Origin of the sequence: Streptomyces pactum, assembly GCF_002005225.1 — a bacterium.
In the GTDB taxonomy this organism is placed as follows: domain Bacteria; phylum Actinomycetota; class Actinomycetes; order Streptomycetales; family Streptomycetaceae; genus Streptomyces; species Streptomyces pactum_A.
On the sequence record NZ_CP019724.1, the window covers coordinates 966916 to 988384 of the forward strand.

Sequence of the window (21469 nt, forward strand, 5' to 3'; positions counted from 1 at the left end):
TCACGGGGCCTTCTTCTCCTCACCGGTCGAACGGGACGGGCGGCCCGGTGCGCGGCGGCGGGGGCCGGCGCGGACAAGGCGGGCCACCCGGTCGCCTCGAGGGAGGCGGACCGGGCGGTCCTTCGGTCGGCGAGACGGAGCGCTCGCCTGGTTCAGCTGCGCCAGGAGTCGCTCAGGAGCGTCTTGCCGCTGGACGGGACGGTGGCGGTGCGGTTGGCGCCGCTCTCCCAGGTGACCTTGCCGGAGGCGTCCTTGCGGAGGTACTTGTACGCGAAGGAGGTGCCGGCCGGGAGGGCGACGTCGAGCTTCCACACGGGGTAGCTCGCCGGGTCGAGCTTGAGCGCGGCGGCGGGGTTCCAGCTGCCGAGCGCGGCGTTGTCGCCGGTGACGTAGACGTTCTCGCCCCAGGCGGTGGTGGCGTCGACGCTGAACGAGGCCCCGGCCTTGGCCTCGGGGTCGGGGTCCGGGCCGGTGTCGGAGCAGCTGGTCGCTCCCGTGTGCAGGGCGAGCGCCGTGTTGCCGCCGAGGGTCGCGGTGAACTGCCCGGAGCCGTTCACGGTGACGGGCTTGCCGCTCTGGACGTCGCAGTAGGTGCCGGCGGGCAGCGACGTCTGGAAGGTGCGGTTGAGAGAGCCGGACTCGTGGTTGATCGCGACGTAGGCCTTGTCACCGCGGCCGAAGGCGATGGCGTTGTTGCCGTTGTCCCACCAGTTGGTGACGCCTGCGCTCCCGGCGGTGTTGCGGAACTCGACCATGCTCGCGATCTCGCGCCAGGCGTGCTGGCACTTCCACCCGTCGGTGTGACAGGCGTTGACCTGGCCGTTGTTGGGGCCGCCCGCGTCACTGCTGAACTCGTAGCCGGAGTGCACGTCCGGTGAGCCGTACGGCCAGGCCAGCATGAAGACGTGGGCGAGAGTGTAGTTGGCCCCGTCCTTGTAGGTCAGCGTCGTGTTGTGGCGCTCGGTGTCATGGTTGGTCACGAAGGTGGCGGCCTGGCCGCTGGGGAGGTGGCCCCAGGCCTCCCCGAAGTTCTTCAGGTACGCCAGCTTCTCGCCGGAGAAGATGCGCTTCAGGTCCTTGGCGAAGGAGAACTCCTGGACGTCACCGGTGCCGGTGTACTGGCCGGGCTGCACGGCCTCGCCGGGCGCCCCGATGGTCTCCTGCTTCCAGTAGACACCCGGGTTGCTGAGCCTGCCCTTGATGTTGGCGAGGTCACCCGGTGGGATGTGCTTGGCCGCGTCGACGCGGAAGCCGTCCACCCCGAGGGACAGCAGGTCGTTCAGGTACCCGGCGATCGTCTTGCGGACGTGCTCCTCGCCGGTGTCCAGGTCGGGCAGGCCGGACAGTTCGCAGTGGTGGACGTTCCAGCTCTCCCCGTAGTTGTCGATGTCCCTCGTGCAGTCGTCCAGGTCGGACGGCGAGTACAGGCCGGGATAGTTGTACTTGCTGTAGGAGGAACCTGCGGTTCCGGTGCCGGCGCTGTTGGCCATGTGGTTGATGACCGTGTCGACGACGACCTTGACGCCGGCGGCGTGGCAGGTGCCGATCATGTTCTTGAAGGCGGTGCGGTCGCCCAGCTTCGTGCCGATCCTGTAGCTGACGGGCTGGTACGCGGTCCACCACTGCGGGCCCTGGACCCGCTCGTTCGGCGGCGACACCTGCACGTACCCGTACCCGGCCGGCCCGAGGTCGTCGGTACAGGCCTTCGCGACGGAGTTGAAGTTCCACTCGAACATCACCGCGGTGACGTCCTTGTCGCCGGGCGGGTCCGCCTGCGCGGTCCCGGGTGCCGTGACGACCACAGCGGCTCCCGCCACGAAGGCGAGTGCAGTGGCCACGGTTTTGTTGGCCATAGTTCCTCCTGATCCACCTGATGCGGATGAGAGGCCTTCACGCAGCAACGCGCCTTGCCCGGCAGGCCTGTGGGGGGACTTGCTGAAACACGTCAGCAAGTTGTTGCGATCGAGACCGTACGAGCCCCCTCATCATCGGTCAACCCTTCACGACGGGACTCTTGCTTCTCCCTCCGGGAACCTCAACATCACCGGCACGAGGCAAAATTGATGCTCTGCAAAGTCTTTCGCAAGCGTTTCAGCGGTGTTACGTTCAATCACCGCCCGGTCCGGCGGACCGGAGGCCTCGACAGCTGTCGGAGCCCACGCGCCCGGCCCGCCGGACCGGGCTCCAGCCGGGGCTCCGCAGCCTTCATGCCGCCCCGCAGCCCCGACCGGGCCGGCTGCGGAGCCTCTCCCCCGGGCCGGTGCGCTCACCCGCCGCGCCGCGCCGTGGAACCGCGCACGACCAGCTCCGGCTGGAAGACGAACTCGGTCCGCTGCACGGGGGTTCCGCCGACCTCCTCCAGCAGCGCCCCCACCGCCGCGGTCGCCATCGCCTGCACCGGCTGACGCACGGTGGTGAGCGGTGGGTCGGTGAACGGGATCAGCGGAGAGTCGTCGAACCCGATCACCGAGACGTCGTGCGGAACCGACAGGCCTCGTTCGCGCACCGCGCGGATCGCCCCCAGGGCCATCAGATCACTGCCGCAGGCCAGGCCGGTGCACCCCCGATCCAGCAGCGCCGAAGCGGCCGCGTGGCCTCCCTCCACCGTGAACAGGGTGCGCTCGATGTGCGCTTCGGCCTCTTCCGCCCGCATCCCGCAGAAGGAGCGCACGGCCGCGAGGAAGCCCTCGGCCTTGCGCCGCGACGGCACGAAACGGGTGGGGCCGACGGCCAGTCCGATCCGCGTGTGCCCCAGGTCGGCCAGGTGCCGCACCGCCATCCGTACCGCGGACCGGTCGTCGGACGACACGAAGGACGCCGTGATGCGCTCGTTGTAGCCGTTCACCAGAACGAACGGCAGTCCTCGGGAGGCGAGTTTGTGGTACCGGACCGGGTCGGCCGTCGTGTCCGCGTGCAGCCCGGACAGGAAGACGATGCCCGTGACGCCCCGGTCCTCCATCTGCTCCACCAGTTCGTCCTCGGTGGACCCGCCGGGCATCTGCGTGCACAGCACGGGCGTGTATCCGTGCCCGGCCAGCACCTGCTCGATGACCTGGGCGAAAGCCGGGAAGATCGGGTTCGTGAGCTCCGGGATCACCAGCCCGATCAGGCCGGCACTACGCTGGCGCAGCCGTACGGGCCGCTCGTAGCCGAGTATGTCGAGTGCGGCCACCACCCGCCGCCGGGTGGCGGGGGCGACTCCGGGTTTCCCGTTGAGCACGCGGCTCGCCGTGGCCTCACTCACCCCGGCCTGCGCGGCGATGTCGGTGAGCCGCGGGGTGCCGTGCTCGGCACCCCGCGTCAGGGAGAGGGTCACACCGCCCACCAGACAGTGCTGTCCGCGGGGAGCACGGCCACGTCGCCCTCGGTCACCGGCTCGCAGCTGCTGAGCAGCGGCCGCCCCTGCGGTGACCACCGCACCGGTGCACCGGTCAGGTTGACGGTGCAGACCAGATCGCCGTCCCAGGCCCGGTCGCCCGGGGCCCGCGCGGTGCGGCGGAAGGCGAGGACGCCCTCGGGGGCCTCCAGCCACTCGACGCCGTCGCCGGCGCCCAGGGCGGGATGCTCCCGGCGCAGTGCCAGGGCACTGCGGTAGAGCTCCAGCGTCGAGCCCGGGTCACCGGACTGCGCCTCGACCGACAGGTGCCTCCAGCTCGCCGGCTGCGGCAGCCAGCTCGGTCCGCCCTCGACGGGTCCGAAGCCGTACGGCGCCTCGGTCCCCGACCACGGGATCGGCACCCGGCAGCCGTCCCGGAGCCCGTCCTGCCCGTTGTCCCGGAAGAACGAGGGGTCCTGCCGCACCTCGTCCGGCAGGTCGGTCACCTCCGGCAGGCCGAGTTCCTCACCCTGGTAGAGGTAGGCGGACCCGGGCAGGGCCAGCATCAGCAGCGTCGCCGCGCGGGCTCGGCGCACCCCCTGCTCGGGACCGTCCACGGCGAGGCGGGTGGTGTGCCGGACGACGTCGTGGTTGGACAGCACCCAGGTGCTGGGCGCGCCCACCGGGCGCATGGCGTCGAGGCATTCGTCGATGGCCCGGCGCAGGGCGCCGGCGTCCCAGCCGGCTCCCAGGTAGTTGAAGTTGAACGCCTGGTGCAGCTCGTCCGCCCGCAGGTAGTTGGCCGTGCGCTCGGCGCTCGGTGTCCACGCCTCGGCGACGCCGACGCGCTCTCCCGGGTACTCGTCCAGGATCCTGCGCCAGGAGCGGTAGATCTCGTGCACGCCGTCCTGGTCGAAGAAGGGCAGGGGCTGGGTGCCCAGCAGGTGCAGCTGCCCGGTGCGCCCCATGTCGGGCAGCCCCGCGGCCTTGACCAGGCCGTGGGCGACGTCGACGCGGAAGCCGTCGACGCCCATGTCGAGCCAGTAGCGCAGGACGGAGCGGAACTCGTCCCGCACGGCAGGGTTGTCCCAGTTGAAATCGGGCTGCTCGGGAGCGAAGAGGTGGAGGTACCACTCCCCCGGTGTGCCGTCCGGGTTCTTCGTGCGCGTCCAGGCGGGGCCGCCGAAGATGGACTCCCAGTCGTTGGGGGGAGCCTCGCCGGCGGTTCCGCGTCCCGGCCGGAAGTGGAAGCGGTCGCGCAGCGGGGAGCCGGGGCCCTCGCGCAAGGCGCGCTGGAACCAGTCGTGCTGGTCCGAACAGTGGTTGGGGACCACGTCGACGATCACGCGCAGCCTCAGGGCGTGCGCGTCGCGGATCAGTTCGTCCGCGTCGAGCAGCGTGCCGAACACGGGGTCGACGGCCCGGTAGTCGGCGACGTCGTAACCGCCGTCGGCCTGGGGCGAGACGTAGAAGGGGCTGAGCCAGACGGCGTCGACGCCGAGGTCCCTCAGGTACGGCAGCCGGGAGCGGATGCCCTGGAGGTCGCCCACCCCGTCGCCGTCGCTGTCGGCGAAGCTGCGGGGATAGACCTGGTAGATCACGGCCTCTCGCCACCAGCCCGGACGCTCGCCGGGACTGGAAGGTCGGGTACGGGTGCCGGGTTCGGCAAGGTACTGGGTCATGGTTCTCCTGCCTGCGTTGGGAGACGGTCAGGACTTGGTGGCGCCTGCGGTCAGGCCGGAGACGAGATGCCGCTGGACGAGTCCGAAGACGATCGCGGCGGGGACCGCGATAATCACGGCGGCCGCGGTCAGCGCGCCCCAGTCGCTCGTGTACTGGTTGACGAACGTCTGGAGGCCTCCGGCGAGCGTGAGGTTCTCCTCGCCGGTCATGAAGGCGGACGCGTAGGCCACCTCGCCCCAGCCGGTGATGAAGGTGTAGAAGGCGGTGACGGCGAGCCCCGGCTTGGCCAGGGGCAGCACCAGCCGCCAGAACGTGCCGAACGGGCTGAGTCCGTCGACCCGGCCGGCTTCGTCGATCTCGACCGGGATGCCGTCGAAGTAGCCCTTCATCATCCAGGCGCAGAACGGCACGGCGACGGTGAGGTAGGTGACGACCAGTCCGACCGGCTGGTTGAGCAGCCCGAGGCCGGCGAGCAGGTTGTACAGCGGCACGATGAGCACCGCGACCGGGAACATCTGGGTGAGCAGGAGCATCCACATCAGGGGGCGCATGCCGGGGAAGCGGAAACGGCTCACCGCGTAGCCCGTGGTGGCGGAGATGAAGACGCCGATCAGCGTGGTCAGTCCGACGACCACCAGCGAGTTCTGCAGCCAGGACAGGAAGTCGGTGTCGCGTACGACATGGCTGTAGTTGCCGAGCGTGAAGTCCTTGACGAGCGAGGTGTCGAACGCGTCGGTCTTCGGTTTGAAGGAGGTGGCCAGCAGCCACAGCGGGGGGAGGACCGCGACGACGGAGGCGGCCAGCAGGGTCAGGTGCAGTCCGAGCGAGGCCAGCGGGCCGCGCTCGCCGCGCTTGCGCGCGGGGGCCGGCTGCTCGGTGCGTACGGGGGTGCGCGTGGTCGTGTCGGTCACCAGGTGTCTCCCTGCTTGCGCAGTGCGCGGCGGTAGGCCGCGGTGACGAGGGTCAGGAGGAGCAGGATCAGCACGCCCCAGGCGGCGGACGTGGAGTAGTCCCGCGGGCTGATGACGAAGGACAGGCGGTAGGCGTACGTCACCAGGATCTCGGTGGCGTCGCCCGGGCCGCCCCGGGTCAGCAGGAAGATCACCGGGAACATGTTGAAGGTCCAGATGGTGCTGAGCAGGACGACCGTGCTCGAGACGGACCGCAGTCCGGGCAGGGTGATGTGGCGGAAGCGCTGCCAGGGGCTCGCCCCGTCCATCTCCGCGGCTTCGTAGAGGTCTCCGGGGATGGACTGCAGGCCGCCGAGGAGGGCGATGAGCATGAACGGCACGCCCACCCAGACGTTCACCGCGATGACGGAGATCTTCGCCCAGGTGGGGTCGTTCAGCCAGGAGATCCCGTCGAACCCGGCGCCGGTGAGCAGTTCGTTGAACAGGCCGCTGCGTTCGTTGAACAGCAGGCGCCAGGTGAACACGGAGACGAACGCCGGCACCGCCCAGGGCAGGACCAGGGCCGTGCGGTACAGGGTGCGGCCCTTGAAGGTGCGGTTGAGCATGACGGCCAGGGCCAGCCCGAGGGCGAAGGAGAGCGCCACGCAGCTGACCGTCCACACCACGGTCCAGCCGAGCCGGTCCCAGAAGACTCCGTCACTGAGGATCGCCCGGTAGTTGGCGAGTCCCACGTGCTCGTACGTCGCGGGGATGTGGTTGACACCGATGGTGCGCTCGACGTTGGCCTCGTTGGCGTCGGTGAAGGACAGCCAGACGCCGCGCGCGAGGGGGTATCCGATGATCACGCCGATCACGGCCACCACGGGGGCGACCATGCTCCAGGCGTACCAGTGGGTGGCCAGGGCCCTGTGCAGACGCCCCGGGGTCCTGGGGTTCTTGTGGCCGGTGCGGTGAGCCCGGCCGGGGGCACCCTGTGTGCCCCCGGCCTTCGTCACCGACTGGCCGGTCTCGACAGCCATGGGTCGTCGGTCCGCCTTCCCGTGGCCTACTTGTAGTCCTTGAGCAGCTTGCGGTAGGCGTCGCCGGTGCTCGACGCCGCCTTCTCCGGGCTGGTCTTGCCGGCCAGCACGTTGGCCATCTGCAGCCGGACGGGCTCGAAGAGGGCGTTGCCCTGGGCGATCCACGGCCGCTCCACGGCCTTGTCGACCGCCGGCTTGAAGAACCTCACCATCTCGTTCTCCGCGACGGCCGGCACCTCGTATACGGAGGTGCGGGTGGGGAGCAGGCTCAGCTTCTCGGTGGTCTCCTGCTGCACCTTGGCGGAGCTCATGTACTTCACGAAGGCGTAGGAGGCGTCGAGGTTCTTCGAGCCGGCGTACACCGACAGGTTCCACCCGCCCTGAGGTGATCCCTGGCCGGCGCTGCCGGCCGGGACGGGGGCCACTCCGAGGTTGGCGGGATCCTTGAACCGGGCTCCCGCCTTGACGTCCTCGATGGCCCACGGACCGTTGAGCATCATGGCGACCTTGCCCGACTTGAAGGCGTTCTGCATGTTGTTCCAGCCGTCGGACGCGTCCGTGATGGCCGCTTCGCTGTCCACCAGGTCCTTGAGGATCCGGTACGCCTTCACACCGGGCTCGTCGTCGATGGTGACGGTCTTGTTCTTCTCGTCGACCAGATCGCCGCCCTCGCCGTAGAGGTAGGGCAGGAACCAGTACGGGTCGTCGCCCCGCAGGTAGAGGCCGGTCGCGCCGGTCTTCTCCTTGATCCTGGTGGCGGCCGTCTTCAGCTCGGCGACGGAGGCGGGTGCCGGGACGCCGGCCTTCTTCAGCAACTCCTTGTTGTAGAAGAGCGCCAGGGTGTCGATCACCTGCGGGACCGCGTAGGTCTTCCCCTCGTACTTCGTGCTGGCCGCGGCCTGCGGGAGGTAGTCCGACGCGTCGTCGAGGGCGGCCGTGCCGTCGAGCGGGGCGAGGTAGCCGATGCTGGCGAAGTCCGCGACCCAGGCCACCTCCGTGCGCATCACGTCCGGGGCACCGGAGTTGCCGCCCGCCGCGTTCTTGAACTTGGCGTTCGCCTCACCGAACGGCACGTTGACGTACTTGACGTCGACCTTCGGGTGTTCCTTCTCGAAACGTTCCGCGAGGGCCTGGTACGTCGCCTTCTCCGCCTCGTTGGAGGTGTCCCAGAAGGTGACGGTTCCCGACAGCTCCCCGTTGCCCCCGCCGGCACCGTTCCGGCCGTCGTCGTCCCCGCCACATGCCGATGCCGTCATGGCCAGAGCCGCGACCAGCGCGGTGGCCGCAATGCCACGCCGCATTGTGAACTCCCCTGTTTCTTCCCGGAATTGGGCGGAGGCGGCGAGGCCTCACGCCAACCGCTCCTGCGCGGCGCCGGGGTTGCCAGGAACGTAACAGGGACGAAAGAACACCGAAAGACGTTGCGGTAATTTGCTGCAAGTCTTTTCAGCCATTGTGCGGACAGCCATTGCGCGGACGATGAACAGGCGTACTGCGCGGCCCCGTCGTTTTCCCCACGCAGTGGGCACAGCGGTGGCCAGCGGGTAAAGTGCCCTGCCATGACCATGCGGCTCGCCGACATCGCAGCCCAGGCGGGCGTCAGCAAGGCCACGGTCAGCCGCGTGCTCAACGGCGCGCGCGGTGTGGCCACGGACACCCGCGACTCCGTGCTCGCCGCACTCGACACGCTGGGGTACGAGTACCCGTCACGGCAGCGGCGTGCGGAGCTGGTCGGCCTGATCACACCGGAGCTGGACAATCCCGTCTTCCCCGCGCTGGCCGAAGTGATGGGGCAGGCGCTCACGCGCCGGGGTTACACGCCCGTCCTGGCCACGCAGACGCCGGGGGGTTCGACCGAGGACGAACTCACCGGGATGCTCGTGGGCCGCGGGGTGGCCGGCATCGTCTTCGTCTCCGGGCTGCACGCCGACACCACCGCAGACACCGGACGTTACGACCGGCTGCACCGGCAGCGGGTGCCCTTCGTGCTCGTCAACGGGTTCTCCCCCTTGATCGAGGCGCCGTTCGTCTCCCCGGACGACCGGGCCGCCATGCGTCTGGCCGTGGCGCATCTGGCCGAGCTGGGACACGAGCGCATCGGGCTCGCGCTCGGACCGGAGCGCTTCGTGCCGGTCCAGCGCAAGATCGAGGGCTTCCGCGTCGGTATGCACGAGCACCTGGGGCTGTCCGCGCAGGAGGCCGGGGAACTGATCCAGCACTCGCTGTTCTCTCTGGAAGGGGGCCAGGCAGCGACGTCCGCGCTGATCGACAGGGGGTGCACGGCTGTCGTGTGCGCCAGCGACATGATGGCCCTCGGCGCTGTCCGGACCGCGCGCCAGAGGGGCCTTGCGGTTCCCGGCGACCTCTCGGTCGTCGGCTTCGACGACTCGCCGCTCATCGCCTTCACCGACCCTCCGCTGACCACGATCAGACAGCCCGTCAAGGCGATGGGGCAGATCGCCGTGGACGCGCTGCTGGAGGAGATGTCCGGAACGCCGCCGCCGCGCACCGAGTTCGTCCTCATGCCGGAACTGGTGGTCCGGGGGTCCACCGCCGCCACTCCGCGAGACGGCCGGCGCCCGCCGCCGGACCGGCACTGACCCGCCGGCCCCCACCCGGACACCACACGCCGGGGCGGCCGAGGCCCCGTGGTCCCGGTCCGGCCCGGCGTCACGCGGACGCGAGCAGCGGACGCCACCAGTCCGCGTGGCGCTCGTACCACTGGGCGGTCTCGGCCAGGGCGGCCGCGAAGTCGGTGCGGGGCCGGTATCCGAGTTCGGCGGTGATCTTGCTGTGGTCGACCGCGTAGCGCCGGTCGTGCCCCTTGCGGTCCTCGACGTGTTCGATCCGCTCCGGGACCGCTCCGCACAGGGCGAGCAGCCGGTGCGTGAGCTGCAGGTTGGACAGCGAGGTGCCGCCCCCGATGTTGTAGACCTCCCCCGGCCGGCCCGACACGCGGACGAGTTCGACGGCCCGGACGTGGTCGTCGACGTACAGCCAGTCGCGCTCGTACCGTCCGTCGCCGTAGAGCGGGACGGTGCCGCCGGACAGCAGGCGGGCCAGGAAGCGCGGGATGAGCTTCTCCGGGTGCTGACGGGGCCCGAAATTGTTCGAGCAGCGGGTCACCCGGACATCCAGTCCGTGCGTGCGGTGATGGGCCAGGGCGATCAGGTCCGAGGCCGCCTTCGACGCCGCGTACGGCGAGGTGGGCCGCAGGGGATCGCTCTCCTTGGCGGCCCCCTGGGGGAGGGAGCCGTACACCTCGTCGGTGGAGACGTGCACGAAGGTGCCCACGCCGTGGCGGAGTGCGGCGTCGAGCAGCACCTGCGTGCCCAGCACATTGGTGCGGGTGAAGGCGCCGCCGTCGGCGATGGAACGGTCGACGTGCGACTCGGCGGCGAAGTGCACGATCTGGTCGTGGCGTCGGGCCAGCGCGTCCACCAGGGACGCGTCGCACACGTCGCCCTGGACGAAGGTGAGGTCGGGGTGGTCGCGCACCGCGTGGAGGCGTGCGAGGCTGCCGGCGTAGGTGAGTTTGTCGAGGACGGTCACCGCCGTGCCCCCGGGTCCTCGGGGTGACAGGAGGTAGCGGACGTAGGCGGAGCCGATGAAACCCGCCCCGCCGGTGACGAGGATCGCTGCGTTCATGGGGTGAGGTACACCTTGCTGTGGTCGCCGATCACCAGGCGGTGAGCTTGCGGAAGACGGGGAGCGGGGCCCACGACGGCGCCGCGGCCGATGAGGGACGCCTCGATGCGGGACGCCCCCTCGACCTGCGCGCCGCGCAGCAGGACGGAGTACTCGACGGCACTGTCCTCGACCCGGCAGTCCTCCCCGATGGAGGTGTACGGGCCGACGTTGGAGTTGCTGACGACGGCGCCCGCGCCGATGACCACCGGGCCGACGACGCGTGACCCGCGCACCACCGCGCCCTCGGCCACCCGGACTCGGCCGATCAGCGTGCTGTGCGCGTCGACCTTGCCCTCGATCCGGCCCTCCAGCCCGTCGAGGACGTGGCGGTTGACCTCCAGCATGTCCTCCGCGCTGCCGGTGTCGCGCCAGGGCCGGGTGGTGGTCTCGGCGCGCACGCGCAACCCTTGGTCGACCATCCACTGCACGGCGTGGGTGATCTCCAGCTCGCCGCGTGCCGAGGGGGTGATGGCGCGCACCGCCTCGTGCACGGCCGGGCTGAAGGCGTACACGCCGATGAGGGCGAGCGCGCTGCGCGGAGTGTCGGGCTTCTCCTCCAGGCGCAGCACGTTCCCTTCGGCGTCGACCTCCGCGACTCCGAACGCGGAGGGGTCCGCCACGGGGGTCAGCAGCAGCCGGGCCGCCGCGGCATCGGCGGCGGCAAGACGCACGAAGTCGGTGACCCCCTGCGGGAGGTAGTTGTCGCCCAGGTACAGCAGGAAGTCGTCGTCACCGAGGAAGTCGCGGGCGATGCGCACCGCGTGCGCGAGGCCGAGCGGGCGGGACTGTTGCAGGTAGGTGATGCGTAACCCGAACTCTGTCCCGTCGCCGGTCAGTTCGCGGATCTCGCGGCCGTGCGACCCCACGACGACGCCGACTTCCCGGATGCCCGCCGCGGCGAGGGAGTCCAGCGCGTAGAACAGCACGGGTCTGTTGGCGATGGGGAGCAGATGCTTGGCGCCGGTGTGCGTGAACGGCCTCAGTCTGCTGCCGGTTCCGCCTGCCAGGACCAGGGCCTTCACCTCGGCCTCCGCGGGGGCGGACCGGTCGGGGGGCGTTTTCTCACAGGTCTCTCCTCGCATGAGAGGCGTGGCATCGCCGTGGGCACATCGACTCAAGCAGACTGCCGTGCCCCCTCGCAACCACTTTCTGAAACGATCCGCAAGGTCTTGCAGTCATCTGTGTTCAAGTGTTTGACTCAAGCCGAACCGCCAACCGTGGTGTGTCACACCGCAGTTCGCCGGTGATCGCGTACAGCCGGTCCGACGAGCAGGGACAGCGATGACAGGTTTACGGCAGACCCAGCACCTGGCACGGGAGGCCCGGCATCTGGCGCCGGGCGCTTCCGAGGAAGCCGTTCACGGACGCCGGGTGTTCGCCGAGGGGCACGGTCCCGTGCTGACCGACCTCGACGGCAACCAGTACCTCGACTTCGCCGCCGGCACCCTCACGCAGTCCCTGGGCCACGGGCACCCGGAGGTGGTCGAGGCGCTCTCCGCCCAGGCCCGCCGTCTGTGGAACGTCCACGACAGCGCCACTCCGGACCGCGCCGACCTGCTGGACCTGCTCGCCAGGCTGCTGCCCGAGCGGCTCGACACCTACGCGTTCTTCTCCACCGGCGCGGAGGTGGTCGAGGCCGCGCTGCGGGTCGTCCAGGCGACCGCGCCGCCGGGACGCAACCGGATCGGCGCCCTGCGGCACGGCTTCCACGGCAAGACCATGGGGGCCAGGATGCTCGTGCACTGGGACATCGGCCACCAGGCGTTCAGCGGCAACAGCGTGCTGGGCTACAGCCCTTACTGCTACCGCTGCCCCCTGGGGCTGGAGTACCCGTCGTGCGACGTGCGCTGCGCGACGCTGGTGCGCCGGCACATCGCCGAGAAGCCCAACGTCTCCGCGCTGGTCTTCGAACCCGTCCTCGGCGCGGCGGGGGTCATCGTGCCGCCGCCGGGTTACTGGGAACGCATCGCGGACGCCTGCCGGGAGGGCGGCGTCCTGCTCGTCGCGGACGAGGTGCTCACCGGCGGCGGACGCACGGGGGCCTTCCTCGCCAGTGACCTCCTCGGCGTCGAACCGGACCTGGCGATGCTGTCCAAGGGCACCGCGAGCGGGTTCCCCTTCGCCGTTCTCGCCGGCCGTGCGGAGCTGCTGCGCAGGCCGGAAGCGGCCACCTCGGGGGCGTACGCATCGACGTACGCGAGCAACCCGCTGGGCATCGCCGCCGCCCGCGCCACGCTCGAGGTCGTCGAGCGCGACCGGCTGATCGACCGCGTACGCGTCCTCGGCGAGATCATGGAGGACCGGCTGCGCGTCCTGGAGTCCCGCTTCGACCGGCTGGGCCAAGTGCGCGGCCTCGGGCTGCTGTGGGGCCTGGAGTTCGTCACCGACCCCGCCTCCCGCACACCCGCGCCGGAGACGGCCCGGGCCGTCTACACCACGGCCCTGGACCTGGGACTGCGCACCTCCCTCGGAGGCCACGTCCTGCGCCTGGCCCCGCCGTTCACCCTCGACGAGGCGCTGCTCGAGGAGGGTCTGCGGCTGTTGGAGAAGGCCCTCGAACGGGTGATCGCGTGATCGTGGCGGAGCACCTCGTCAAGGAGTTCCGGCTGGCCGAACGCAAACCCGGCCTGCTCGGCAGCCTCTCCACCCTCCTCACCCGCCGCCACCGCGTGGTGCGCGCGGTCGACGACGTCTCCTTCGAGATACCGGCCGGCACCAAGACGGCCTACATCGGCGCCAACGGAGCCGGCAAGTCGACCACGATCAAGATGCTGACCGGCATCATGACCCCCACCTCCGGCCGCTGCACGGTCGCCGGCCTGGAGCCGTACCGCCACCGGCAGCGCAACGCCCGCACCATCGGCGTCGTCTTCGGCCAGCGCAGCCAGCTGTGGTGGGACCTGTCGGTGCCGGACTCCTTCCGCATCCTGCGCCGCGTCTACGACATCCCCGAGCCGGTCTACCGGCGCAACCTCGGCCTGTTCCGCGAGCTCCTCGACATCGACGCGCTGGGTTCGACCCCCGTACGGCAGCTGAGCCTCGGCCAGCGCATGCGCGCCGAGATCGCGGCGAGCCTGCTGCACGACCCCGCCGTCCTGTTCTGGGACGAGCCCACCATCGGCCTCGACATGGTACTCAAGGACGCGGTGCGCCACCTGGTCAACCGCGCCCATCGGGAGCTGGGCACCACCGTGGTGCTCACCAGCCACGACATCGCCGACATCGGCGCGATCTGCGACAGCGCCCTGGTCGTCGACCACGGCCGGGTCGTCCACCAGGGGACCCTGAAGGACCTGCTGCGCACCGCCGACCACCGCTCGGTCGTCTTCGACCACCGGGACGGCACCGCGGCCGGTACCGTCCGCGCCCGCATCGAGGCCGGTCTGCCGGGCGTGCGCGCCACACCGGACGACGGCGGCCGCATCCGCGTCGACTACCCGACCGGCCGCTACACCTCCCGACAGGTCCTCACCTTCCTCCTGGACCACTTCGACCTCGCCGACTGGTACGCCCCCGAACCCGGCCTGGAGGACGTGCTACGCAAGATCTACGGCCGCGCACGCGTTCCCGGCGACACACCCGACGGGGCCGGCCGTACACCTGACGGTGCCGCATGACCGCCCGCCTGCGCCGCTACACGCCGTTCGCCACCAGCGGCCTGCAGTCCCTGCTGCAGTACCGCTCGATGTTCGCGATGACCGCGATGACCGCGGCCGCCGGCGCGGCGGTGACCGTCTTCCTGTGGCGCGCCGTGTACGCGGGCACACCCGGCCGCGGACCCGGCGGCTTCACCGTGGAGGACATCACCACCTACCTGCTGGTGGCCCAGATCCTGCAGGTGCTGCACACCAACCGGGTGGACGACGAGGTCGCGGCCGAGGTGTACCGGGGTGACGTCGCGGTCATGCTGGTGCGCCCCGTCAGCTACCCGGTGATGCGGTTCTTCGCCTGCCTGCCCGTGGTGGGGGCCAACGCCGTCCTGGTCGGCCTGCCGGTCCTCGGCCTGTTCACGCTGCTCGTCCCGCTCACCGCGCCCCGGCCGGCGGACCTGCTGCTGTTCACCGTCTCCACCGTCCTGTCGGTGCTGCTGGCGTTCTGCGTGAACCTGCTGACCGGCATGACCGGTTTCCTCACCACCAACACCTGGGGCGTGCGGATGGTCAAGCAGAGCGTCGTCGCCTTCTTCGCCGGACAGCTCGTGCCGCTCGCGCTGATGCCGGGCCCGCTGGCCGCGCTCGCGAAGGCCCTGCCCTTCCGCGGAATGATCGACAGTCCTCTGACCCTGCTGCTCGGCCGCTACGACGGCTGGGCGGAGGCCGCTGGGCTGGTCGCCCAGCAACTGGCCTGGGCAGTGGGGCTGTCGCTGCTGTGCGCCGCGCTGTGGCGCACCGCCCTGGGACGGCTGGAGGTGCTCGGCGGATGACGCGCACCATGACGCGGTACCTGCGGCTGGCCTGGTTCCTGGGTGGGGTGGGCCTGCACCGGCTGGCGACGTACCGCATGGACTTCGTGCTCGGCGCGGGCGCCTTCCTGGTGCGGGTCGGCATCCAGACGGCGGTCGTCGGCCTCGTCTTCCGGCAGGTCCCCGCCGTGGGCGGCTGGTCGTACCACGAGGTGCTGTTCCTGCTGGGGTTCTCCCTGCTGCCGCGCGGGCTCGACCACCTCTTCACCGACCAGTTGTGGGAACTGGGCCGCAAACTGGTCCAGCGCGGAGAGTTCTACCGCTACCTCGTCCGGCCGGTCGACCCGCTGTTCTCCTTGCTGTCGGAGCGCTTCTTCCACCCCGACGGGCTCGGCGAACTCGTCGTCGGCGCCGTCCTGGTGGGGTACGCGGGGAGCGAGCTCGGCCTGTCGCTCAGCCCCGTGCAGTGGCTGCTGGCGCCCGTGCTGGTGCTGTGCGGGGCGCTGCTGCACACCTCGGTGAAGCTGCTCTTCGCCTCCCTGTCCTTCTGGACGGTGACGAGCATGCCCGCGATGTACGCGGCCAACCAGGTGTCGGAGTTCTCCGCCTACCCCCTGGACATCTACCACCCCTCGCTCAAGGCCCTGCTCACCTGGGTCCTGCCCTTCGCCTTCACCGCCTACGTGCCCTGCGTCTACCTGCTGAGCGGCGAGACCGGCCTGCTCGGCTGGCTGCCCGTGGTGACCGCCGGCGCCCTGGCCCTCGCGCTGACCGTCTGGCGCCGCGGCGTCAACCGCTACGAAATGACCGGGAGTTGAGCCTGGCATGTTGAGAAACGACGATCTGGGCCCCCTACTGCGCACCGCCCCGTGGATACCCGAGGACGGTCGGCGGGCCGAGCGCTTCGAGTGCGTCGACCACGCGGACCTCGGCGCCACCGCCCGCCTGCTGGTCGTGGCCGCCGTCGGCGGGCCGGCGTCGGGCCGGCGCTACTTCGTGCCGGTGCGGTCCTCACCCACGGGGCACGGCGCCGAAGAGGCGCACGGAAGCGTCGAGTTCGACTCCGCCGTGCTGGACGCGGTCTGCGCCGGACGCCGGCTGCCCACCGCCCGCGGCGGCCGGGTGCTCTTCCGCGGCGCGGGACTCACCGCGCACTCGGTGCGCCGGCTGCCGTTCGACCGGGGCTGGTCCTCCAACGTGCTGTCCCTGGTGGAGAACGACGGGACGGCCTACGTCCACAAGACCTACCGGCGGCTGGACGAGACCGTCCGGGAGCCGGAACTCCTGCGGCTGATGAAAGGGACCGGCCGCACCCCCGACTGGGCGGGCGACTACGCCTACGTCGACCCGGCGGACGGCACCCACCGCCCGCTGGGCGTGTTCTACCGGTACGCCCCCGGAGACGGGATCGACCTGCCGCTGAGACACAGCATGCGGTCCCTGTGGCCGAAGGTGACCGGTGGACGGGCCCCCGGCCCACTCGACGACGTCGTGCGGGCACACCTGCGCCCGCTCGCGGACAACCTGCGCGACGCCGGGCGCTTCCTGGCCGGCTTCCACCGCGACCTGGCCGGCCGGCTCGGCCGGGGTCCCGTACCGCCGTACCCGGTACGGGAGATGCTGGCCCGGGCCACCGCCCGCACGGACGCACTGGCCTCGGCGGACATCGACCTGCCCGAGGCCCCGCGCACCGCCGCCTTCGCGGCCCTGCGACAGGAGACCGCCGCGCTGCGGAGCGCCTTCGACGCCGCCCCGGCGGGGTTCCCCTCGGGGCCGTGCCACGGCGACCTGCACCTGTCCCACCTGCTGTGCCGGCCGCGCGACGACGGAGGCTGGTCGATGAACGTCATCGACCTGTCCACCCCCGCCCTCGGCCCCGGCGAGGCGGGCTGGGCCGCGCAGTCACCGGTCCAGGACCTGGTCGCCGTCCAGCGCGCCCTGGAGTACTTCACCGCCGACGAGGCGGCCTTCGAGAGCGCGCGGCGCCTCGGCGTCGACTCCATGGAGACGATGCGGGGGGCACTGGAGGACGCCGGCGACTGGCCGCCCGGGCCGCGCGCCGTACTGCGCCCGGTCTTCCACGCCGCCGACGTCTGGCGGGCGCACGTGCTGCGGCTGCTCCTCGGACGCACGGTGGACGACCCCCTGCGCCGGCTGCTGTACCTGGACCGGCTGCTGCACGAACTCGCCTACAACACCGACCACGCCCGCCCGTACCACGCCGCGATCGACCTGCGCCACGCCCTCGCGCTCGGCGCCCGCACCCCGGCCCCGACCCTTCCCGCAAGGACGTGAACGTGACCGAGCCCCCGATGCACATCATCGAGACCTACTTCGAATGCTGCGGCTTCGACCACACCTTCCTGCAGGGCGGCACCTCGGTGTACCTGTGGAACCTCTCCCGGGAGTTCGCCGCCCGCGGGCACCGGGTCTCCCTCGTCACCCCCGCGCACGGCAGACTCGACGACCTGCGCAGCAGGTACGAGGTGGAGGACCTCGGCTACTCGGACGAGTACGTGCTGCCGCTGGTGCTCGACCCGGAGGTGTGGCACGGCTTCCCCGCCGAGACCGAACTGCCCGTGCGCACCACCGCGCACCGCATCCGCCTCGACGGCGTGGACCTGTACTTCCTGTCCAACGAGCACCTCGACCGGCTGCCGGACACCTTCTACCCGCCCTACGACACCAAAGGCAGGGACCTGGTCTTCTTCAAGCCGCTGGTCTTCCAGGTGGACAGCGTGCGCTTCCTGCGCCACTGGTTCGGCGGGGAGCGGGCGATCGTCCACGCCCACGAGCCCTTCTACCACTACCTGCTGCCGGCCGCGCTGCGTGACGACCCGACGAAGCACGTCGTCAGCACGGTGCAGAGCAACATGCCGATCACCAAGAAGGTCTACGCACCCGAGGTCCGACGCCTGCTCGAGCTCCTGGGCGCACCGGCCGGCCTCCCGCCGGAGCGCCCGCAGGCCGGGCCGGACCTCGAAGCGGTGCGCCAGTACCAGCAGCTGACCCATCTGCACTACGAGTACCCGCCGGACCACGTGGCCCTCTACGAACTGGTCCTGGAGAACGCCGATCTGATCGACTTCCTCTCGCCCGGCCAGCTCGACTTCTACGCCTCCTTCCGGGACACGCCCTTCGAGGCGCTCTTCGCGCACCTGCCCCTGGCGCAGGCCGTGAAGGAGAACGCGCACAAGATGTTCGTCGGGGGCTGCGCCATATCCGGCCAGTGGCTCGCCTGGGACCCGGGCGAGGTGGACCGGTCGGCGGTACTCGAAGGGCTGGGACTGGATCCCGCGCTGCCGACGTTCTTCCACAACGCCCGCTATGCCCTGCACCACAAGGGCCAGCTGGAGCTGATGCGCGCCGTCGACCGGGTGCTGGGCGACGGCCTGGCCGCGAACTTCGTCGTGCGCTGCATCTCCGGCGCCCCGCTCGACGACCCCTACTTCCGCGAGGTCGCCGAGCGGCACCGAGGCCGGCTGCACCTGGAGTCGGAGCGGGTGGACGAGCGGCGGGTGTTCGAGTACGCGTCGGCCGCCGACTTCTGCCTGTTCCCCTCCAAGTTCGAGATGGACACCTTCCTCATCGCCCAGGGCGAGGCGATGGTGTGCGGGACGGTGCCCGTCGCGACGGCGCAGGAGGGCATGGCGCACTTCCGGCACGCCCGGCCCGAGCCGGAGACCACCGGCCTCGCCGTCAACCGCTCCTTCGCCGAGGACGACCCGCTGCTCACCGCCGCGCTCGCCGCGTGCATCCGGGAGGCGGTGGCGCTGTGGTCCGACGACCCGGCCCGCTACCGCGAGCTGTCTCAGCGCGCGGCGGCGGTCGCCCGGCAGTTCACCTGGGAACACTGCGCGGACCTGCACCTCGCCGCGTTCGGCCGCCTGTGGCGGGGCGAGCCGGCCGAGCTGCCCGTCGAACGCGCCCTGCGGCACGGCTGGTTCGACCTGCTGAAGGACGAGGAGATCACCGAGGAGGCGGCCCTCGCTCACGGCGACCCGGCGGCGTACGCGCGCCGCGCCCCCGTCGACGCCCCGGTCGCCCGTCGGTTCTTCCACGCGGCCTGGGAGCGGGCCGACTTCAGTACATGCGAACGGTTCGTGGACCGCCACCCGGCCGCGGTGAGCGCCGAGGAGATGCGCGCCCTGCGGGAGCGGTGCTCGGTCGGCGGCGACGGCGGGCTGGTGTACCGGCTGCCGCACGCCGAGCGGGTGGAGCTGGTGACCCCGGCCCCGCGCGGCCCGTCGGCCCGGGCGCTGCCCGGGGTGCGGGAGCTGCGCCGCACCGCACCCGGTGTGTTCGAGGGACCACCGCCGGCACCGGGGGCCCGGCTGCTGCTGACGCTGTCCTCCGGCCGGGTCACCTGGGACGAGGCCCATCATGGCTGAGCGGGGAGGGGTGCGCGCGGTACTGCTGGCGGGCGGCGAGGGGCGGCGCATGGGGCCGCTGGGCGAAGGGCGCCTGAAGCCGCTCGTCCCGTACGGAGGTGCCTGCCGCCTGATCGACTTCAGTCTCGCCAACGCGCGCGACTCGGGACTGGGGGAAGTACTGCTGCTGTCCCAGTACGAGGAACGCCGGCTGATGGACGACCTGCACCGGGTGTGGAACCGCGCCCCGGGCTTCCGGGTGCACTTCGGGCCGTACGACGACGCCTACCGCGCCGCGGGCGCCGGGCTCCCCCGCGAGCTGCCCGCTCGTACCTGGCCGGCCGAGCGCGGTACCGCGGACGCCCTGATCCGCAAGGCCGGACACGTCTTCGGTGGTGACCGCGAGCAGGTCCTGGTGCTGCACGCGGACCACGTCTACCGCTTCGACTACCGGCCGCTGATCGCGGAGCACCGGGCCTCCGGCGCCGCCCTGACCGTCGCCTACCAGCGGATCGAGCGGCGCTGGGTCCACCTGTTCGGGATGGTCCGCTTCGACCGGGCAGGCCGGCTCACCGAGTTCACGGAGAAGCCGGCCGAGCCGACCAGCGACCTGGTGTTCGCCGCGTTCTGCGTATTCGACGCCGCGGTGCTGCACCGCTACCTGGAGAAGCTGGACGGCGCCGACTGGCAGCACGACATCAGCCGGGACGTCATCCCCGCGATGCTCGCGGGCGGCGAGGACATCCGCGGCCACGAGGTAGCCGGCCACTGGGAGGACATCGGCACCGTCGAGCGCTACCACCGGGCGCACCTGATGCTCGCGGCCGGCGGGCCGCGGGCCGGGCTCCCGGTCGAACGGATGCCCAGGACCGTCCGGCCCGGGGTGGACCGGGGCTGGGTGGCCGACTCCCTGGGCGTGGTCGCCTCGTTGGTCCCGGCGGACCTCGTCAACGAGGGCCGGGTGGAGCACAGCGTGCTCTTCCCCGGAGTCACCGTCGGGGCGGGCGCCCGGGTCCGGCGCAGCGTACTGCTGCCCGGTGCCACGGTCGGCCCAGGTCAGGACATCGACTCGGCGGTGGTCCTGGAGAACGGACAGGTGCAGCGGGTCGAGGACCCCGCGGCCGTTGCGGAAGGAGCCCGTACATGAACCCGTCCCCTTACGACGTCCTGGTGGTCGGCGGAGCCGGCGTGGACACCGTCGTCAGCGTCGAGAAACTGGAGGTCCCCCCGGGCGACTCGCTGCACGTGCCTCCGGTGTACGACTACGTGGCGCACACCGGCAACGGCGTGGCGCTCGGCTGGCACGCCCTGGGCCTCACCACCAAGTTCATCGACTTCCTCGGCGACGATCCCCAGGGTCACGCGGTGCTCGCCGCGTACGCCGGGCACGGTCTGGACTTCAGCCACGTGGTGTCCCCGCACGGCACCCCGCGCGGCGTCAACCTGGTCGACGCGCAGGGCCGCCGCTTCTCCTTCTACGACTCCCGGCACCCCGCGGACCTGCGGCTGCCGCGCGCCTTCTACCTGCCCCACCTGGAGCGGGCGCGCCACGTCCACCTCTCCATCGTGGGACACAACCGCGACCTGTACAGGGACGTCCACCGGCTCGGGGTGACCAGCTCCACCGACCTGCACGACTGGGACGGGGTCAACCCCCACCACCGCGCCTACGCCCTCGCCTCCGACTACGTCTTCATGAGCGCCGCGGCCGTCCACGACCGGCTGGAGGAGGTCCTGCACGGCATCGTCGACGAGGGCCGGGCCCGCCTCGTCGTGGCCACCGACGGAGCGGACGGCTGCCATGTGCTCGTGCGGGGTGAGGCTGGGGTACGCCACTTCCCGGCCGTGCGGCCGGAGCGGCCCGTCGTCGATTCCAACGGGGCCGGTGACGCCTTCGTCACCGCGTTCCTCCACGCCCGCTTCGAAGGGCGGCCGGTGGAGGAGTGCGTCCTGGCCGGATCGGTGTCCGGGGCCTTCGCCTGCGGTGCCGCCGGCACCCACACCGAGTTCATCGACCTGCCCGGCCTGCGCGCGGCCTGCGCCCGCGCGCAGGCCGCGGCGGAGTGAAGGAGCGCCGC

The 21469-nt window shown here is 71.2% G+C and carries 17 protein-coding genes; 9 read left to right on the forward strand and 8 right to left on the reverse strand.

Annotation, left to right across the window (positions count from 1 at the left end; genetic code table 11):
* Nucleotides 1–152: 152 nt before the first annotated feature.
* The 6 genes from B1H29_RS04320 to B1H29_RS04345 form a co-directional block, all read right to left on the reverse strand.
* On the reverse strand, nt 153–1853 hold the full coding sequence (locus B1H29_RS04320) for a carbohydrate-binding module family 20 domain-containing protein (protein ID WP_055421024.1): 1701 nt from the start codon (nt 1851–1853) through the stop codon (nt 153–155).
* Between the two features lie 413 nt (nt 1854–2266).
* Entirely contained in the window at nt 2267–3325 is a 1059-nt protein-coding gene (locus B1H29_RS04325; RefSeq protein WP_107095374.1) for a LacI family DNA-binding transcriptional regulator, read from the reverse strand.
* Complete coding sequence (locus tag B1H29_RS04330) at nt 3313–4998, reverse strand: glycoside hydrolase family 13 protein (RefSeq protein WP_055421023.1); 1686 nt, start codon at nt 4996–4998, stop codon at nt 3313–3315. Before B1H29_RS04330 ends, B1H29_RS04325 begins: the two co-directional genes overlap by 13 nt.
* 27 nt (nt 4999–5025) lie before the next feature.
* Nucleotides 5026–5910 (reverse strand): sugar ABC transporter permease, encoded by an 885-nt coding sequence (locus B1H29_RS04335; protein ID WP_107095373.1) that lies wholly within the window; start codon nt 5908–5910, stop codon nt 5026–5028.
* Nucleotides 5907–6929, reverse strand: coding sequence for a carbohydrate ABC transporter permease (locus tag B1H29_RS04340; RefSeq protein ID WP_079160011.1), 1023 nt, complete (start codon nt 6927–6929; stop codon nt 5907–5909). The genes B1H29_RS04335 and B1H29_RS04340 overlap by 4 nt, the downstream gene beginning before the upstream one ends.
* A gap of 26 nt (nt 6930–6955) precedes the next feature.
* Nucleotides 6956–8230, reverse strand: a complete 1275-nt coding sequence (locus tag B1H29_RS04345; RefSeq protein WP_055421022.1) for an extracellular solute-binding protein — start codon at nt 8228–8230, stop codon at nt 6956–6958.
* A 258-nt stretch (nt 8231–8488) separates the two neighbouring features.
* Here B1H29_RS04345 and B1H29_RS04350 point away from each other — a divergent pair, with 258 nt between their 5' ends.
* Nucleotides 8489–9529 (forward strand): LacI family DNA-binding transcriptional regulator, encoded by a 1041-nt coding sequence (locus tag B1H29_RS04350; RefSeq protein WP_055421021.1) that lies wholly within the window; start codon nt 8489–8491, stop codon nt 9527–9529.
* Between the two features lie 70 nt (nt 9530–9599).
* On the opposite strand, the gene rfbB is transcribed toward B1H29_RS04350, so the two are convergent.
* Nucleotides 9600–10577: a dTDP-glucose 4,6-dehydratase gene (rfbB, locus tag B1H29_RS04355; RefSeq protein WP_055421020.1), complete on the reverse strand. Its 978-nt coding sequence runs from the start codon at nt 10575–10577 to the stop codon at nt 9600–9602.
* The gene (locus tag B1H29_RS04360; RefSeq protein WP_055421019.1) at nt 10574–11641 is read right to left on the reverse strand and encodes a glucose-1-phosphate thymidylyltransferase; all 1068 of its coding nucleotides are present in this window, start codon (nt 11639–11641) and stop codon (nt 10574–10576) included. The genes rfbB and B1H29_RS04360 overlap by 4 nt, the downstream gene beginning before the upstream one ends.
* Nucleotides 11642–11900: 259 nt before the next feature.
* Here B1H29_RS04360 and B1H29_RS04365 point away from each other — a divergent pair, with 259 nt between their 5' ends.
* Genes B1H29_RS04365 through B1H29_RS04400 form a run of 8 tightly spaced genes read left to right on the forward strand, consistent with a single transcriptional unit; the run spans nt 11901 to nt 21458 of the window.
* A complete protein-coding gene (locus B1H29_RS04365; RefSeq protein ID WP_055421018.1) occupies nt 11901–13193 on the forward strand; it encodes an aspartate aminotransferase family protein in 1293 nt (430 codons plus the stop codon).
* The gene (locus B1H29_RS04370; protein WP_055421017.1) at nt 13190–14236 is read left to right on the forward strand and encodes an ABC transporter ATP-binding protein; all 1047 of its coding nucleotides are present in this window, start codon (nt 13190–13192) and stop codon (nt 14234–14236) included. Before B1H29_RS04365 ends, B1H29_RS04370 begins: the two co-directional genes overlap by 4 nt.
* Nucleotides 14233–15042 (forward strand): ABC transporter permease, encoded by an 810-nt coding sequence (locus B1H29_RS04375; protein ID WP_055421016.1) that lies wholly within the window; start codon nt 14233–14235, stop codon nt 15040–15042. Before B1H29_RS04370 ends, B1H29_RS04375 begins: the two co-directional genes overlap by 4 nt.
* Nucleotides 15039–15839 (forward strand): ABC transporter permease, encoded by an 801-nt coding sequence (locus tag B1H29_RS04380; protein WP_055421015.1) that lies wholly within the window; start codon nt 15039–15041, stop codon nt 15837–15839. Before B1H29_RS04375 ends, B1H29_RS04380 begins: the two co-directional genes overlap by 4 nt.
* Nucleotides 15840–15846: 7 nt before the next feature.
* Nucleotides 15847–17316, forward strand: a complete 1470-nt coding sequence (locus B1H29_RS04385) for a phosphotransferase (RefSeq protein ID WP_055421014.1) — start codon at nt 15847–15849, stop codon at nt 17314–17316.
* Nucleotides 17317–17318: 2 nt separating this feature from the next.
* Nucleotides 17319–19412, forward strand: a complete 2094-nt coding sequence (locus B1H29_RS04390) for a glycosyltransferase (protein ID WP_234393158.1) — start codon at nt 17319–17321, stop codon at nt 19410–19412.
* The gene (locus B1H29_RS04395; RefSeq protein ID WP_055421013.1) at nt 19405–20538 is read left to right on the forward strand and encodes a sugar phosphate nucleotidyltransferase; all 1134 of its coding nucleotides are present in this window, start codon (nt 19405–19407) and stop codon (nt 20536–20538) included. Before B1H29_RS04390 ends, B1H29_RS04395 begins: the two co-directional genes overlap by 8 nt.
* The gene (locus B1H29_RS04400) at nt 20535–21458 is read left to right on the forward strand and encodes a carbohydrate kinase family protein (protein WP_055421012.1); all 924 of its coding nucleotides are present in this window, start codon (nt 20535–20537) and stop codon (nt 21456–21458) included. The genes B1H29_RS04395 and B1H29_RS04400 overlap by 4 nt, the downstream gene beginning before the upstream one ends.
* Nucleotides 21459–21469: the final 11 nt, after the last annotated feature.